General features: G+C 75.2%; 16 protein-coding genes. 6 read left to right on the plus strand and 10 right to left on the minus strand.

Going from position 1 to position 15744, the window contains the following annotated elements:
- The first annotated feature begins 5 nt into the window (after window positions 1–5).
- From ABD948_RS14195 to ABD948_RS14220, 6 genes are all read left to right on the plus strand, one after another.
- Entirely contained in the window at window positions 6–803 is a 798-nt protein-coding gene (locus ABD948_RS14195; RefSeq protein ID WP_345266930.1) for a CbtA family protein, read from the plus strand.
- Window positions 800–1813 (plus strand): nicotinate-nucleotide--dimethylbenzimidazole phosphoribosyltransferase, encoded by a 1014-nt coding sequence (gene cobT, locus ABD948_RS14200; protein WP_345266932.1) that lies wholly within the window; start codon window positions 800–802, stop codon window positions 1811–1813. The genes ABD948_RS14195 and cobT overlap by 4 nt, the downstream gene beginning before the upstream one ends.
- Entirely contained in the window at window positions 1806–2570 is a 765-nt protein-coding gene (locus tag ABD948_RS14205) for an adenosylcobinamide-GDP ribazoletransferase (RefSeq protein ID WP_345266934.1), read from the plus strand. Before cobT ends, ABD948_RS14205 begins: the two co-directional genes overlap by 8 nt.
- Window positions 2571–2577: 7 nt before the next feature.
- The gene (locus ABD948_RS14210) at window positions 2578–3516 is read left to right on the plus strand and encodes a cobalamin biosynthesis protein (RefSeq protein ID WP_345266936.1); all 939 of its coding nucleotides are present in this window, start codon (window positions 2578–2580) and stop codon (window positions 3514–3516) included.
- A 201-nt stretch (window positions 3517–3717) separates the two neighbouring features.
- Window positions 3718–4269 (plus strand): hypothetical protein, encoded by a 552-nt coding sequence (locus tag ABD948_RS14215; RefSeq protein WP_345266938.1) that lies wholly within the window; start codon window positions 3718–3720, stop codon window positions 4267–4269.
- Window positions 4270–4390: 121 nt separating this feature from the next.
- On the plus strand, window positions 4391–4873 hold the full coding sequence (locus ABD948_RS14220) for a hypothetical protein (RefSeq protein ID WP_345266940.1): 483 nt from the start codon (window positions 4391–4393) through the stop codon (window positions 4871–4873).
- Window positions 4874–4875: 2 nt separating this feature from the next.
- Here the strand turns inward: ABD948_RS14220 and ABD948_RS14225 are convergent, their stop codons facing one another.
- Genes ABD948_RS14225 through ABD948_RS14270 form a run of 10 tightly spaced genes read right to left on the minus strand, consistent with a single transcriptional unit; the run spans window position 4876 to window position 15730 of the window.
- Window positions 4876–5274, minus strand: coding sequence for an NUDIX domain-containing protein (locus ABD948_RS14225; protein WP_345266942.1), 399 nt, complete (start codon window positions 5272–5274; stop codon window positions 4876–4878).
- 58 nt (window positions 5275–5332) lie between these two features.
- Window positions 5333–5869 (minus strand): bifunctional adenosylcobinamide kinase/adenosylcobinamide-phosphate guanylyltransferase, encoded by a 537-nt coding sequence (locus tag ABD948_RS14230; RefSeq protein ID WP_345266944.1) that lies wholly within the window; start codon window positions 5867–5869, stop codon window positions 5333–5335.
- Entirely contained in the window at window positions 5866–6603 is a 738-nt protein-coding gene (locus tag ABD948_RS14235; protein ID WP_345266946.1) for a cobalt-precorrin-6A reductase, read from the minus strand. The genes ABD948_RS14230 and ABD948_RS14235 overlap by 4 nt, the downstream gene beginning before the upstream one ends.
- Complete coding sequence (locus ABD948_RS14240; protein ID WP_345266948.1) at window positions 6600–8009, minus strand: cobyric acid synthase; 1410 nt, start codon at window positions 8007–8009, stop codon at window positions 6600–6602. The genes ABD948_RS14235 and ABD948_RS14240 overlap by 4 nt, the downstream gene beginning before the upstream one ends.
- Window positions 8006–8536: a 2'-5' RNA ligase family protein gene (locus ABD948_RS14245; protein ID WP_345266950.1), complete on the minus strand. Its 531-nt coding sequence runs from the start codon at window positions 8534–8536 to the stop codon at window positions 8006–8008. The genes ABD948_RS14240 and ABD948_RS14245 overlap by 4 nt, the downstream gene beginning before the upstream one ends.
- Entirely contained in the window at window positions 8533–9330 is a 798-nt protein-coding gene (gene cobF, locus ABD948_RS14250; RefSeq protein WP_345266952.1) for a precorrin-6A synthase (deacetylating), read from the minus strand. The genes ABD948_RS14245 and cobF overlap by 4 nt, the downstream gene beginning before the upstream one ends.
- A complete protein-coding gene (gene cobN, locus ABD948_RS14255) occupies window positions 9323–12937 on the minus strand; it encodes a cobaltochelatase subunit CobN (protein WP_345266954.1) in 3615 nt (1204 codons plus the stop codon). The genes cobF and cobN overlap by 8 nt, the downstream gene beginning before the upstream one ends.
- The gene (locus ABD948_RS14260; RefSeq protein ID WP_345266956.1) at window positions 12937–13656 is read right to left on the minus strand and encodes a (2Fe-2S) ferredoxin domain-containing protein; all 720 of its coding nucleotides are present in this window, start codon (window positions 13654–13656) and stop codon (window positions 12937–12939) included. Before ABD948_RS14260 ends, cobN begins: the two co-directional genes overlap by 1 nt.
- Entirely contained in the window at window positions 13653–14696 is a 1044-nt protein-coding gene (locus tag ABD948_RS14265; RefSeq protein ID WP_345266958.1) for a FecCD family ABC transporter permease, read from the minus strand. The genes ABD948_RS14260 and ABD948_RS14265 overlap by 4 nt, the downstream gene beginning before the upstream one ends.
- On the minus strand, window positions 14693–15730 hold the full coding sequence (locus tag ABD948_RS14270) for an ABC transporter substrate-binding protein (RefSeq protein WP_345266960.1): 1038 nt from the start codon (window positions 15728–15730) through the stop codon (window positions 14693–14695). Before ABD948_RS14270 ends, ABD948_RS14265 begins: the two co-directional genes overlap by 4 nt.
- Window positions 15731–15744 lie beyond the last annotated feature (14 nt).

A 15744-nucleotide genomic window follows, 5' to 3' on the forward strand; every position in this document is an offset into this window, starting at 1 on the left:
CGACCATGAGACCCCGAGACTTCCTGGTGCGCGGCCTGCTGGTCGGGCTGCTCGCCGGCATCGCCGCCTTCCTCGTCGCCCACCAGGTGGGGGAGCCGCAGGTGGATGCCGCCATCGCGCTCGAGGAGTCGGCCGCTCCGGCGCCGGCTCCCGAGACCCACACGCACGAGGACGGGGCCGCGTACTCGCACAGCCACGCCGACGACGAGGGCGCGGTGGTCAGCCGCGCGACCCAGCGCACCTGGGGCCTCGGCACCGGCACGCTGGCGGTCGGCGTCGCCCTGGGCGGGATCATGGCGCTGGTGAGCGCTGCCGCCGTCGGTCGCCTCGGTCGGCTGGGGGCAGCTCAGAGCACTGCTCTCGTCGTCGGGATCGGCTTCGTGGCCTACGCGCTGGTGCCGTTCCTCAAGTACCCCGCCACCCCACCCGCGGTGGGCAGCGGTGAGACCATCGGCTCGCGCACCGGGCTCTACTTCGGCTTCGTGCTGCTCTCGGTGGTCGCCGCGGTGGTCGCCGTCCTGCTGGCCTCGCGGTTCTGGCAACGCATCGGCGCCCTGCCGGCGGTGGGTGGCGCCGTGGTCGGCTACGTGGTCGTGATGGCGGTGGCCGCCGGGGTCTTCCCCGTCGTCGACGAGCTGGGTGCCTTCCCGGCCAGCACACTGTGGTCGTTCCGGCTCGCCTCGCTGCTCACGCTGGCCGCCCTCTGGGGCGTGCTGGCGCTGGGGCTGGCCTGGGCGGTGCAGCGGCTCGCCGCCTCCGCGCAGGCCGTCGAGGACAGGCGAGCCCTGGCGGCCAGCCTGTGATCACACCACCGAGCGCCGAGGCCCGGCGCGAAGCGGGCGAGCGCCTCGGTGCCCTCGCCGTACCCGCCGGAGCCCTGGGTCGCCTGGGCGAGCTGGGTGTGTGGCTGGCCGCGTGCCAGGGGCAGGTGCCGCCCGCGGCGCCGTCGAACGTGCGGCTCGCGGTCTTCGCGGGCGACCACGGCGTGGCCACCCACGGCGTCAGTGCCTACCCGGCGGCGGTGACCGGCGCGATGCTCGGCGTCGTGGCACAGGGACGCTCGGGTGTCGATGCGCTGGCCCGCGCGCACGGCGTGCACGTGCGGCTGGTCGACGTCGGGGTCGACCACGAGAGTGGGCACGCGCTGCACGTGCGACGCGGCTCGGGCGCCATCCACCTCGAGGACGCCCTCACGCACGCGGAGACCCTGCAGGCGCTGGAGGTGGGTGCCGCCGTGGCGCGCGAGGAGATCGCCGCCGGCGCAGACCTCCTGCTGAGCGGCGACCTCGGGATCGGCAACACGACGCCGGCCGCCGCCCTGGTGGCTGCCGGGCTCGGCGTGCCTGCCGAGCAGGTCGTGGGCCGGGGCACGGGTGTCGACGACGCTGGCCTCGCCCGCAAGACCGCCGTCGTCGAGCAGGCCCTGCAGCGTGCCGGTGCTCGCGCCGACGACCCGGTGGACTGCCTGACCGCCCTGGGCAGTGCCGATCTCGCCGCCGCCGCCGGCTACGTGCGCGAGGCGGCACGTGCCGGCGTCCCGGTGCTCCTGGACGGACTGATGGCGGTGGCGTGCGCGCTGACCGCCGAGCGGCTGGAGCCCGGCGTCGCCGCGTGGTGCGCGGCCGGGCACCGGTCCACGGAGCCCGGGCAGTCGCTGGCGCTGGAGAAGCTGGGCCTCGAGCCCCTGCTCGACCTCGGGCTCCGCCTGGGCGAGGGGAGTGGTGCTGTCGCGGCCGTGCCGCTGGTGCGTGCCGCCGCGGCGCTGCTGGGCGAGGTCGCGCTGCTCGCGGAGGTGCTCCCGCCCGATGCGTGACGGCTGGCGCCTGGCACTGGGCATGCTGACCGTCGTTCCCGCGCGGATGCCGGGACGGGTGGACGGCGACGTCGCACGCTGGGCGATGCTGCTCGCGCCCCTCGCGGTGCTGCCCCTGGGGATCGCGGTCGTGCTGGTCGGCGTCGTCGGCACGGCTCTGGGACTGCCGATGCTGGTGGTCGGTCTGCTCGGGGTCGCGGCGCTGGTGCTGGGCACGCGCGCCTTCCACGTCGACGGGCTCTCCGACACCGCCGACGGCCTGACGGCCTCGCACGACCCGGAGCGCTCGCTGGCCGCGATGCACACCAGCACCTCGGGACCTGCCGGTGGGGCGGCGGTGTTCCTGGTGCTGGCGGTGCAGGCCGTCGCACTCACGCCGCTGCTGACCGGCTGGCCCGGGCAGGTGCTGGCGGGCGCGCTCGTGTGCGTCTCGCGGCTGGCGCTGTGGATCACCTGCCTGCGCGGTGTGCCGGCGGCGCGTGACGGCGGCCTGGCTGCGCCGTACATCGGCCGGATCGCGCCGTCCGTGGCCGTGGGCGGATGGCTGGCAGCGGCCGCGCTCGTGGCTGGGCTCCTGCAGTGGGCGGGTGGTGACTGGTGGCGAGGTGTCCTCGCCGTGCTGCTCGCGGCCGGGTTTGTCACCGCACTGGTGCGGCGGGCGACCCGGCGGCTGGGCGGCGTGAACGGCGACGTGTTCGGTGCCGGGATCGAGCTGTGCCTGGCCACCCTCCTGGTGGGCGTGGTGGCCCTCGGGTGACGAGCCGGTGAGCCGTGCGGCCGGGTTGCTGCTCGGGGCCCTGCTCGACCGGGTCGTCCCCGACCCTCGACGCGGGCATCCGGTGGCGCTGTTCGGGTCGCTCGCGCAGGCCCTGGAGCGGCGGGCTCACGCGTCGTCGCGGCTGCGCGGCGCGGCGGCCGTGGGCCTGTTGGTGGGTGGTGCCGGTCTGATCGGCGTCGTCGGTGAGCGGTGCTCTCGCGGCCGACCGTTGCTCGGGACGATGGTCACGGCCGGGGCCACCTGGGTGGTGCTGGGCGGTGCCTCGCTCGAGCGGGAGGCGCGCGCCGTCGCCGAGCTTCTCGAGGGCGACGACCTGCCGGGCGCGCGCCAGCGGCTGACGCACCTGGTGGGGCGCACGACCTCGGAGCTGTCGGAGGGGGAGGTGTCGCGAGCGGTGCTGGAGTCGCTGGCCGAGAACACCTCCGACGCCGTGGTGGCGCCACTGGTGTGGGGAGCCGTGGCCGGCGTGCCCGGGCTGCTGGCCTACCGGGCCGCCAACACCCTCGACGCCATGTGGGGCCACCGCTCCGCGCGGTACGAGCAGTTCGGCTGGGCGGCAGCGCGGCTGGACGACGTGCTGAACCTCCCGGGGTCGCGGCTCACCGCGCTGCTGGCCGTGGGGCTGGGCCCGGATCACCGTGGGGCATGGCAGGCGTGGCGTCGCGACGCCCCCGGTCACCCCAGTCCCAACGCGGGGCCGGTGGAGGCAGCCTTCGCCGGCGCGCTCGGCGTGCGGCTCGGCGGGGTCACGGTGTACGGCTCGCGGGTCGAGCACCGGCCGCTGCTGGGGTCGGGGCGCGCGCCCGCCGTCGCCGACGTGCGGCAGATGGTCGCGCTGGCGCGCCGGGTCGACGTCGGCGCGGTGCTGCTCTCCGCTGCGGTGGATCTGGCACGAGCGCCTCGACGTGGCGCGCCGAACCTATGAACAATCGCTGACCGGCAGGCGTCGCTCCCACGGCGCCGGTGGGCGGCGGACATCGTTCGTTCATAGGTTCGGCGAGCTCGCGCCGGCTGCCTCGAGGGCGCCATGGGTGGCGCGCCTGACGAGTCCGCTGGACGCGCGTCCTCGGGCTGCTGCCGACGGCTGATCGGCCACCATGTCGGGGCCGTGCCGCAGAATGTCCCGGTGAGCTGGCACATCCTCGGACCGACCGGTGCGACCCGAGACCTGTGGGTGCACCCCGACGGCCCCGGACGGCCGCAGTACGGGCGCTGGGTCACACCGGCCGGCCACGACGTCAGGCGCGAGGTGGGGCGGCGCGGGGTGGCGCACCTCGACGTGGAGGTGTGGTGGGTGCAGGCGCACGACTCACGGGGCACCCGCTTGCGCGACATGCTGTGGCGCACCGACGGGGGCGGTGCCTCGTTGATGAGCGACCGGTTGGTCGCCCTGCTGCGCGATCACGGCGCCGACCTGGCGACGTCGACGGCCGATGTGCGCCTGCGCGACGGCTCGCCGGTGCCCGGGTACCAGCTGGTGCTCGAGCCGGTCGGCGACGCCGAGGCGCCGGTGCACAGCCACTACCCGGACCGTCGTGTCGGCAAGGTCGTGGTCTCGAGCGAGATCGCCGCGGCGATCCGCGCGGCGCGGCTGGAGGGGTTGAGGCTGGAGGCGACGGACGCGACGTTCCCCGACCCGGTCGAGCTGACAGAGGCGTGGTGGCCGGGGGAGGGCTGACCTCGGTTCCGGGCGCAGTCGACGCGCCAACCACTACTCTGCCCGGGTGAGTGGGCGCCTTCGTCGACTGGTCTCGGTGGCGGTTGTCGCCGCCCTGCTCATGGGTCCAGTCTCGGCCTCCGTGGCGGTGCCACGTGCCGATGCCGGCCAGCGGCTGGCGGGAGGCGACGGCGGGTACACCGTCAAGGTCGAGGACGACGCGCCGCGCGCCGCGACCTACACGGTCCACGGACCGTCGCTCTGCCTGACCCGGGGCAGTCGCGTCTCGGTCATAGGGGTGCGCCTGGTCGGCGTGCGGGGAGGCGCGCGGGTCACCGACTTCACCGTGATGGACCGGCACGTGTCCGTGGGCCTGGTGAAGAAGAGGATCGACCGGCTGCGCCCGCTCGAGGACGGCACACGGCAGGTCCGCCGCCGGTGCGACGCCGACGAGGGGACGGCCGACCTCTTCGTCGAGGTGACCCGGCCGGCGGGGAGCGCCGTCGCGGGAGGGTCGGCCATCGGCATCGCCTACCGCGACGGCGACCGCATCCGCCACGTCCGCAAGAGGATCGGCGTCTTCGTCTGCGCCGACCTCGAGGAGCGGCGCTGCCGGGAGGCCTGAGCTCAGGCAGACCGGACCGCGGTGACCAGCTCGCCGAGTCCGTCCGGGTGGGCCAGGTCGAGACCGGCCAGCTCGTCCGGGCCGAACCACGCCAGCCGGTCGTGCTCGTCGGGCGCGGTGTTGGTGGGCTCGCCGTCCCACCGGATGACGACGAAGGAGTGCATCACCAGGGTCGGATCGGGGACGCCCAGGGCGATCGGGCGGGGATCGTGTACACGGACGCCGAGCTCCTCGAGGCACTCGCGGCGCACCGCCTCCTCCGGCGACTCCCCGTCCTCCACGTGGCCGCCCACGAGGTCCCAGCAGTCGGGGTACCAGCGGCGTGCGGGGTGGCGGTGTGCCAGCAGGGCCCTGCCTTCACGCACCAGGAGTGCGGCTGCGATGTGGATGGCTGACGACACCGAGGCACCGTAGGTGATGCGCGGCGCGACCCGAACGAGCAACCCGGCACCGCTCTGCCTACAGCCGCAGCACCCGCCCCGCGACCACCAGGTGCACCTCGTCGCTCGCGGCCGCCATCCGCTGGTTGACCTCGCCCAGGAGGTCGCGGAAGAGCCGTCCGGAGCGGTGCTCCGGGACGACGCCGAGGCCGACCTCGTTGGTCACCAGCACCACGGGGCCGGCGTCGCCGGGGCGGGCGGCGAGGGTCTCGACGGCGACGTCGAGCGCGGTGGTCACGCGGCTGCGGACCTGCTCGGAGGGCTGGTCCCAGGCCTCGGTGCGGTCCAGGAGCGCCGTCAGCCAGGTGCCCAGGCAGTCGACGATGACGGCGCCGTCGGGGGAGAGGGCGGCGGCCAGGTCGCGGGACTCCAGGGTGCGCCAGTGCGGCGGACGGCGCAGGCGGTGCGCGGCCAGCCGGGCGGCCCAGTCGGGGTCGGGGTCCTCATCGACGGTCGGGCCCGGCGCCACGTAGGTGACCACCGGCTGCCCCTCCAGCAGCGACTCCGCGTGCCGGGACTTGCCCGAGCGCACGCCACCCGTCACCAGCACCTTCACTGCTGCACCTCTCGTCCGTCCTGCTGCTCGAGGACCCAGGCCGCGGCGAGCTCCGGCGTCGCCACCGTGCTCACCCCGGCCGGGGGCGGAGGCCGGTCGACCAGCACCACCGGCACGCCCAGCCTCGCAGCCGCCTCCAGCTTGGGTCGCGTGAGGTCGCCACCGGAGTCCTTGGAGACCAGCACGTCGACGCCGAGCTCCTGCACCAGCGCGAGCTCGCCCTCCAGCGTGTACGGCCCCCGGCTGCGCAGCAGCGTCCACGCCTCCGGCACCTCCGTCGGCTCCACCACCCGGGCCACCGCCGGGTGCGCGCCCAGTGCCGAGCGGAAGTCGTCGAGGGACTGGCGGCCCACCGTCAGGAACGGACGCCGGTACCGCGCCGCCACCGCGGCGGCCTCCGCGTGCGAGCCCACCCTGGTGGCCCGGACGCCTTCCCAGCCCGGGCGCTGCAGGCGCAGCAGCGGCACGAGGTCGGCGCAGGCCTGCGCCGCGTGCGCACTGATGGTCGCCGCGAACGGGTGGGTGGCGTCGACCACGACGTCGAAGCCGCCGTCGAGCACCGCCTGTCGCAGGCCCGCGACGCCGCCGAAGCCGCCGATGCGCACCTCACCCACGGGCAGCGCCGGCCGTGAGACCCGCCCGGCCAGCGACGTCGTCACCGACGCGCCCGCCCCGACCAGCAACCCGGCCAGCGCACGCGCCTCACCCGTGCCACCCAGGAGCAGCACCCTCACCGCACACCCTCCCGGGCCAGCCGCAGCAGCGCCTCGACGTCGACGTGCTCCTCCACCAGGTCGCCCAGCAGGTCGAGCCGCCGCTCACGGGCGGCCGGGAAGGAGACCTGCGAGGTCACGCCCAGGTGGCCCAGCGTCGTCGTCAGGAAAGCGGCGCGGGTGGCGTCGTCCTCCAGGGAGCCGTGCACCATCGTCCCGGTCACGTGGCCCGCTGAGAGAGCACCGCTCACGCGGCCGTGGTGGATCTCGTAGCCGGCGGGCTCGTGGCGCCGCAGCACCTTCTCGCCACCGAACGTCGTGGTCGCCTCCAGCAGGCCCAGCCCCTCGACGACGGCAGGCGGGCCCTCGACGCCGTCCGGGTCGGCGACGGTGTGGCCCAGCATCTGGCAGCCACCGCAGATGCCCAGCACCGGCCGGCCCGTCGCCGCGTGCGCGAGCACGGCACGGTCGAGCCCGCGCTCGCGCAGCCAGGCCAGGTCGGCGATCGTCGCGCGGGTGCCCGGCAGCACCACCAGGTCGGCGTCGGCCAGGCCGCGCGGCGTCGAGGCCATGACGACGTCGAGGTCCGGTTCCAGGCCGAGCGCGTCGACGTCGGTGAAGTTGGAGATGCGCGGGAGCCGCACCACCGCGACGCGCGCGCGGGCAGCAGTGCCGGGGGAGCGGCGCGCCTCCAGGTCGAGGGCGTCCTCGGAGTCCAGCCACAGGTCCGGGCTCCACGGCAGGACGCCCAGCACGGGGCGGCCGGTGCGCTCGGCGATCTGCTCGAGCCCGGGCTGCAGCAGGCGCCGGTCGCCGCGGAACTTGTTGACCACCCACCCCGCGAGCAAGCGCGCGTCGTCGTCGTCCAGGAGCGCGAGCGTGCCGGCGAACGCCGCGAACACGCCACCGCGGTCGATGTCGCCGACGACGACCGTGGGCAGGTCGGCGTGCCGCGCCAGGCCCATGTTCACGTAGTCACCCGCCCGCAGGTTGATCTCGGTCGGGCTGCCCGCGCCCTCGGCGACCACGACCTCGAACCGCGCGGCCAGGTCGTCGAACGCGGCATGGGCGGCGCGTGCCAGGTGGCGCCGGCCCTCCACGAAGTCCATCGAGTCCACGAGCCCTGCGGGGCGGCCCATCAGCACCACGTGGCTGCGCCGGTCGGTGCCGGGCTTGAGCAGCACCGGGTTCATCGCCACCTCGGGCTCGACCCGTGCGGCCAGCGCCTGCACCCACTGGGCGCGACCGATCTCGCCCGTCCCCGTGACGGCGTCGGGCGACCCCACCACCATCGAGTTGTTGCTCATGTTCTGCGCCTTGTACGGCGCGACCCGGACGCCGCGGCGCGCCAGCGCCCGGCACAGCCCGGTGGTGACCACGCTCTTGCCGGCATCGGAGGTGGTGCCGGCGACCAGCAGGCCGCTCACGCCGCGGCTCCCGGGCCGCCCAGCGGCCAGGAGGCGCGCACGTGGCAGTCGTGGTTGGCCCACCACTGCAGGTCGACGCGGTCGGCCCGCGCGGTCACCGGGAGCGCGAGCTCCGCGGTGAGCGAGGCGACGGTGGCGCCGGTGCTGGCGTGGTCGAGGGTCAGGTGCGGCACGGTGTCGGGGAACTCACCGCGGTAGGGCGGGGTCTCCGGGAAGGCCTGCACCAGCGCCGCCGTCAGCCGGCGGAAGGGCGACCCGGGCGAGGGCGGCAGGTGCAGGACGCCGTCGGGGAAGCCCTCGACGCGCGCGAGGCGGTAGTCGAACGCAGGCTGCGCGGCGGCGATCCGCCCGACCGTCGCGAGGTCGACGTCACCCGGCTCGGGCAGCCACGGGCCGAGCAGGGTGATGTGCGCGTTCACGAACCCCGGGTCGGCCGAGAGGAACGAGGCGTCGTAGCGCGCGGTGCGCTCACGCACGAAGGGTTGCAGCGCCGGTACCGGGACGACGAGCACGGTGTGCCCGCTCACGCCTCCCACTCCGGGGCGCGCAGCGCGAAGATGTCCATCACCCAGCCGGCCTCGGCGCGGCAGTGCTCGCGGGCGGCCTCGACGTCGTCGAGCACCTCGCCGACGCGGCCGGCGACCAGCTGCTCGGACGCCGTGCCCAGGTTGCCGCCCCACCAGATGTGCCAGTCCTCCAGGCCCTCCAGCTCGATGGCCGAGTTGAGCATCACCACCAGGTTGCGCTGGCCGCCGTCGACCGCCTCGCGCAGGCGTCGGCGGGTGGTGACGTGCAGCGGCTCGCCCACCTCGTGCAGCACGATCCGGTGCCGCGCGGCCAGCAGCTGCACGCTCGAGATACCCGGCAGCACGTCGACCTGGAAGGCGACCCGCCCCCGCCGGCGGACCCGCTCCAGCACCCGCAGCGTGGAGTCGTAGAAGGCGGGGTCGCCCCACACCAGGAAGCCCGCGTCACCGGGATGTGCCAGCAACGCCTCCTCGTAGCCCTGCGAGCGCGCCTCGTGCCACGCCTCGACGACGGCTGCGTACTCCTCCTCGCTGCCGGTCCGCTCGGGACGACGCTCGCGGGGCGGGTCCTCGATGCGCACGACGATCGGCTCGAAGCCCAGGTGTCGGTCCAGCAGCCGACCCCGCGCCTCGACCAGCGGATCCGGCATGCCGCCACGCCCGGACTTGTCGGAGACCACGAAGTAGGCCACCGATCGCATCGCCCGCAGCGCCTCGACCGTCACCAGGTCGGGGTCGCCGGGGCCGACGCCGATGACGCGGACGCGCTTGACGGGCACGGACACCTCAGCCACCGGAGCCCCGGTCCTCGAGGTCGCCCTCGACCTCGAGGTAGACCTGCTGCATCGCGGCGAGCACGTCGGGGTCGGGCTCTGCCCACAGCCCGCGGTCGACGGCCTCGTGCAGCTTCTCGACGATCCCACGCAGGGCCCAGGGGTTGGCCTCGCGGAGGAACTGGCGGGTGGTCTCGTCGAGCACGTACTCGTTGGCCAGCGCGGTGTACATCCAGTCGTGGACGACGCCGGTGGTGGCGTCGAAGCCGAACAGGTAGTCCACGGTCGCGGCGAGCTCGAAGGCGCCCTTGTAGCCGTGGCGGCGCATGGCGCCGATCCAGCGGGGGTTCACCACCCGGGCCCGGAAGACGCGGTTGGTCTCCTCCTGCAGGGTGCGGGTGCGCACGGCGTCGGGCGTGGTGGAGTCACCCACGTAGGCCTGCGGGTCCGAGCCGGTCAGCGCGCGCACGGTGGCCACCATGCCACCGTGGTACTGGAAGTAGTCGTCGCTGTCGGCGATGTCGTGCTCACGGGTGTCGATGTTCTTGGCCGCCACCTTGATCCGCCGGTAGGAGGAGCGCATGTCCTCGGCGGCGGGTCGGCCGTCGAGGTCGCGCCCGTAGGCGAAGCCGCCCCACTGCGTGTACACCTCGGCCAGGTCGGCGTCGTCGCGCCAGCTGCCGGACTCCACCAGCTGCAGGATGCCGGCGCCGTAGGAGCCGGGCTTGGAGCCGAAGACGCGCGTGGTGGCGCGCCGCTCGTCGCCGTGCTCGGCCAGGTCGGCCTGCACGTGCGCGCGCACGAAGTTGCTCTCCGCGGGCTCGTCGAGCTCGGCCACCATCCGCACCGCGTCGTCGAGCATCGTCACCACGTGCGGGAAGGCGTCGCGGAAGAAGCCCGAGATGCGCACGGTGACGTCGATGCGCGGGCGCCCCAGCTCCTCGAGCGGGACGACGTGCAGCTGCTGCACGCGACGCGAGGCCTCGTCCCACTCCGGTCGGACGCCGAGCAGCGCGAGCACCTCGGCGACGTCGTCGCCGCTGGTGCGCATGGCGGAGGTGCCCCACACCGAGAGCCCGACCGAGGTGGGGTGCTCGCCCATGTCGTCGAGGTAGCGCTGCACCAACGACTCCGCCATCGCCTGGCCGGTCTGCCAGGCCAGGCGGGAGGGGATGGCGCGGGGGTCGACGGTGTAGAAGTTGCGGCCCGTGGGGAGCACGTTGACCAGCCCGCGCAAGGGCGACCCGGAGGGACCGGCCGGCACGAAGCCGCCGTCCAGCGCGTGCAGCACGGCGTCGAGCTCGTCGGTGGTGCTGCCCAGCCGCGGCACCACCTGGGTGGCGGCGAACTCCAGCACCCGCACCACCTCGGGGTCGTCGTGCAGGGTCGCGGCGGCTGCCGGCGACCAGTCGGCCGCCTCCATCCCCAGCACCAGCTCGCGGGCTCGGGCCTCGATCTCGTCGACGGCGCCGAGCGCCTCGGCGTTCTCCTTGAGACCCAGCGCGGCGCGCAACCCGGGCACGGCCGCCGTCTGCCCGCCCCACACCTGCGAGGCACGCAGGATGGCGAGCACCAGGTTGACCCGCGCCTCGCCGGTGGGCGCGGCGCCGAGCACGTGCAGGCCGTCACGGATCTGGGCGTCCTTGATCTCGCAGAGCCAGCCGTCCACGTGCAGCAGGAAGTCGTCGAACTCCTCGTCGCCGGGGCGCTCCTCGAGCCCGAGGTCGCGGTGCATCTCGGCGGCGTGCATGAGCTGCCAGATCTCGCCGCGGATGGCCGGCAGCTTGGCCGGGTCCATCGCGGCGATGTTGCCGTACTCGTCGAGCAGCTGCTCCAGGCGCGCGATGTCGCCGTAGCTCTCGGCGCGCGCCATCGGCGGGATCAGGTGGTCGACGATCGTGGCGTGCGCGCGCCGCTTGGCCTGCGCGCCCTCGCCGGGGTCGTTGACCAGGAACGGATAGACCAGCGGCAGGCTGCCGACCGCGGCGTCGGTGGCGCAGGAGGCCGAGAGGGCGGCGTTCTTGCCGGGCAGCCACTCCATCGAGCCGTGCTTGCCCAGGTGCACCACCGCGTGCGCGCCGAAACCGCCGTCGGCCTGCTCGGCCTCGAGCCAGCGGTAGGCGGCCAGGTAGTGGTGGGTCACCGCCAGGTCGGGGTCGTGGTAGATCGCGACCGGGTTCTCGCCGAAGCCGCGGGGCGGCTGGATGAGCAGCACCACGTTGCCGGCGCGGATCGTGGCGAGCACGATCTCGCCCACGTCGTTGACGAACAGCGTGCCCGGGGCCGGCCCCCAGGCCGCCTCGACGTCGTCCATCAGGTCGGCGGGCAGGTGGCTGGTCCAGCGGCGGTACTGCGCGGGGGTGATGCGGACGTGTGCGTCGGTGAGCTGCGCGGCGGTCAACCACTCCTCGTCCTGGCCGCCGGCCGCGATCAGGGAGTGGATGAGGGCGTTGCCGGCCTCGGTGTCGTCCGCGAGGTCGAGGCCGGGCACCTCGCCGGGCGCGCCCAGGTCGTAGCCCTGGTCGCGCAGGCGGCGCAGCAGGCGGACGGCGGAGACGGGCGTGTCCAGGCCGACGGCGTTGCCCACCCGGCTGTGCTTGGTGGGGTAGGCCGAGAGCACCAGCGCGAGGCGCCGCTCGGAGGGCGGGGTGTGGCGCAGACGGGCGTGGTTGACGGCGATCCGCGCGACCCGCGCGCAGCGCTCGGCGTCGGCGACGTAGTGCGGCAGGCCGTCGGCGTCGACCTCCTTGAACGAGAAGGGCGCGGTGATGATGCGGCCGTCGAACTCGGGGATCGCGATCTGGGTGGCCGAGTCGAGCGGGCTCACGCCGTCGTCGCTGGCCTCCCACTCGGCCCGGCTGCTGGTGAGGCAGAGGCCCTGCAGCACGGGGATGTCGAGCGCCGCCATCCGCTCCACGTCCCACGCCTCGTCGTCACCGCCCGCCGAGGCGCCGGCCGGCGTGGAGCCACCGGCCGCCAGCACCGTGACGACGAGCGCGTCCAGCTGCCCGAGCGTCTCGTAGAGCTCGTCGGGCGCCGTGCGCAGCGAGCCCGCGAACACCGGCACACCGGTGGCCAGGCCCGTCGCGTCGACGGCGTCGGCCAGCGCGTGCGCGAAGGAGGCGTTGCCCGACGCCTCGTGGGCGCGGTAGTAGAGCACCCCGACCTTGGGCAGGGTGGGGTCCACGAGCGGGCGGTCGGGCAGTCCCCACGCGGGCAGCGCGGCCGGCGGCTCGAACCCCTCGCCGGTGAGCAGCACCGTGTCGGAGAGGAAGGCGTGCAGCTGGCGCAGGTTGGCCGGCCCGCCCTCGGCGAGGTAGCGGTGCGCCTCGGCGGCCACGCCGATCGGCACCGAGGAGAGCTCCATCAGCTCGGCGCTGGGCTGCTGCTCGCCGCCCAGCACCACCATCGGCATGCCGGTGTCGCGGATGCGGGCGAAGCCGGTGCACAGGTCCTGGGGGGAGCCGAGGATGCGGCCCACCACCAGGTCGCAGCCCTCGATGCTCTCGGCCATCGACTGGTGGCCGGGGCGCGCCGGGTTGGCGTGCACGAAGTCGGCGCCGAGGGCGTTGGCGGCCCGCGCCGAGAGCAGGTCGGTGTCGGAGGTGGAGAGCAGGGCGATGCGCATCAGGGATCCCTTCGCAGGCGGGTGAGTCGGTGGTCGTCGAGGGGCCGGCCGGCCACGAGGTGCTCGCGGGCCAGCCGGCGGGCGGCGTCGGGCGTGAGCTGCCCGTACCAGGCGTCGTCGGGCTGCACGGCCACGACGGGCGCGTGGTTGCAGGGGAAGAGGCAGCCGGTCTGGGTGAGCAGCACGTCGTCGTCGCCCAGGCCCTGCTCGGCCAGCGCCAGGGCGAGCGCCTCGGCGGTGCGGTCGGAGCCGCGCGCGGTGCAGCGCGGCCCCCGGCAGACCAGCACCTGGTGCCGGTGCCGTGGCACCTCCTCCCAGGCGGCGCTGGTGAGCCCGGGCTCACCGCCGCGCACCTGCTTGGTGAGGCCCTCGACGACGGTGGCCAGCTCGACGGCGTCGGCCACCAGCACCAGGCCGACCTCGACCTCGGGCAGCGGCAGGCCGGCGTCGCGGCGCTCGCGCCACCAGTGCGCGGCCACGCGCCGCAGCCACGAGACGCCGGGCGCCAGCGTGCCCAGCGAGACCCCCGCGACGACGACGCGCTCGGCGCCGTCGTCGGCCAGGCGGTCCAGGACGGCGGCGAGGGTGGGGGAGCCCTGCTGCAGGTGGGCCACGACGCCGTCGTGCGGCGCGGCCAGGCGGGCGAGCACGCCGTGGGCGGCGGCCTCGCGGGCGGACATGCCGGTCACGACCACCCGGGTGCGCACAGGGGTGCTCATGCGAACCTCGCGCTGCGCCGCAGCAGGTAGGCGAAGAACGGTGCCCCCACCACGGCGGTGACCACGCCGATGGGGATCTCCTGGCCGGGCACGAGGGAGCGGGCGACCACGTCGGCCCAGACCAGGAGCACTGCTCCGGCCAGCGCCGCCAGTGGCAGCAGCAAGCGGTGCCGCGGCCCGGTGAGCGCCCGCACCAGGTGCGGCACCACCAGCCCGACGAACCCGATGGCCCCGGCGTGCGCCACCAGGAGCGCCGTGACGAGCGCGGTGCCCACCAGCAGCCCCCAGCGCACGCGCCGGACGTCGACACCGAGCGAACCCGCGGTGGACTCGCCGAGGGCCAGCGCGTCGAGGTGGCCGGCGCACGCCGTCGCGACGAGCACGGCGACCAGCGCCACGCCGGCGACCACCAGGGCCGAGCCCCAGCGGAAGCCGGCGACCGAGCCGAGGGTCCAGGTGAGCACCCGGCGGGCGGCGTCGCCCTCGCCGCGCACGATCACCAGCAGCGAGGTGTAGGCGGCGCACGCCTGGGCGACGGCGACGCCGGCCAGCACCGTGCGGGTGGGTGGCAGCTGGCCGCTGCGGCCGGTGGCCAGCAGCAGCACCAGTGCGAGCGACGCCAGCGCGCCCACGAAGCCGGCGACGCCGATGGCCGCCGAGCCCACCAGGCCGACGACGGAGACGCCGAGCACGATCACCGTCACCGCGCCGACGGCGGCACCTCCGGAGATGCCCAGCAGGTAGGGGTCGGCGAGGTCGTTGCGCACCAGGCACTGCAGGACCGCGCCGCAGCAGGCCAGGGCGGCGCCCACGGCGGCCGCACCCAGCACCCGCGGCATCCGCAGCTGCCAGACGATCCGGTCGTCGAAGAGGGTGACGCCGAGGTCACCGGCACCCAGGCGGCGGGCGACGACGGCCAGCACGTCGGCGAGCGGCACGTGCACCGAGCCGATGCCGAGGGCCACGGCCATGCTCAGGGTGAGCACGGCCAGGGCCCCCGGCACCACCGCGATCCCCGCGGTGGGCCGGAGGGTGGTCATCCCCGAGCCGGTTCGAGGGGAGCGAGTCGCTCCAGCTGCTCGGCCACCGAGGCGGCGCCGTCGACCAGGCGCACGCCCACCGTGGACTCGCTGAACGGCACCGTGACGAAGCGGCCCTCGCGCACCGCCGTCAGCTCGCGCAGGACGGGGTCGCGCTCCAGGTAGGCGCGCTTCTCGGCGGCGCCGGACCACGCGGCGTCGGCCAGGACGATGACGTCGGGGTCGGCCGCGACGACGTCCTCCCAGCTGCCGTCGGCCCAGCTGCCGGCCAGCTCGCCGAAGACGTTGGTGGCGCCCACGGCGTCCAGCACGAGCTGCGGCCCGCCGTCCCCGGCGCCCACGTAGGGCGTCTTGTCGCCGGAGTCGTACCAGAGCACGCGGGTGCCCTCGCCGGCCCCGGCCCGCTCGACGTCCGTGAGCTCCTGCTCCTGCTCCTCGCGCAGCTGCTCGGCGCGCTCGGGCACCCCGAACGCCGCGGCGACGTCGTCGACCTCGACCCACACGGCGTCGAAGGAGGCGGCGGGCCGGTCGGCGTCCTCGGCGCAGCCGAAGGGGGAGAGGTAGCTCGCGACGCCGAGCTGCTCCAGCTCGGCGGGCGTGCCGACGGCCGTGGCCTCCAGCGCGCTGGCGTAGCTGGCGTAGGCGAAGTCGGGCTGGGCGGCGAGCAGCTGCTCCTGCGTGGGGTACTCGGCGGCCAGCACCGGCACCGCCTCGTAGGCCTGCTGCAGCGTGGGCTGCACGGCGTCGTCGAGGTAGGCGGTGCCGGTCAGCTGGTCCTCCAGCCCCAGCGCGAGCGCCACCTCGGTGGCGCCCTGGTTGAGCGTGACGCCCGCCGTGACGGGCTGCTCCAGGGTGGTGGTGCGCCCGCAGGAGGTGATCTCCAGCGGGAAGCCGTCCTCACCGGCGGACTCGGAGCGCGGCTCCGCGGCCGGGGCGCCGGCGCACGCCGTCAGGGTCAGGGCGGCCAGGGCCAGGGCGGCTGCTGCCCGGGCTGGTCGTGGGGTGGGCAGGGCAGGGCAGGGTGAGCTGCGCATCGGTGATTCTCCAA

Origin of the sequence: Nocardioides nanhaiensis, assembly GCF_039542785.1 — a bacterium.
Taxonomy (GTDB): domain Bacteria; phylum Actinomycetota; class Actinomycetes; order Propionibacteriales; family Nocardioidaceae; genus Nocardioides; species Nocardioides nanhaiensis.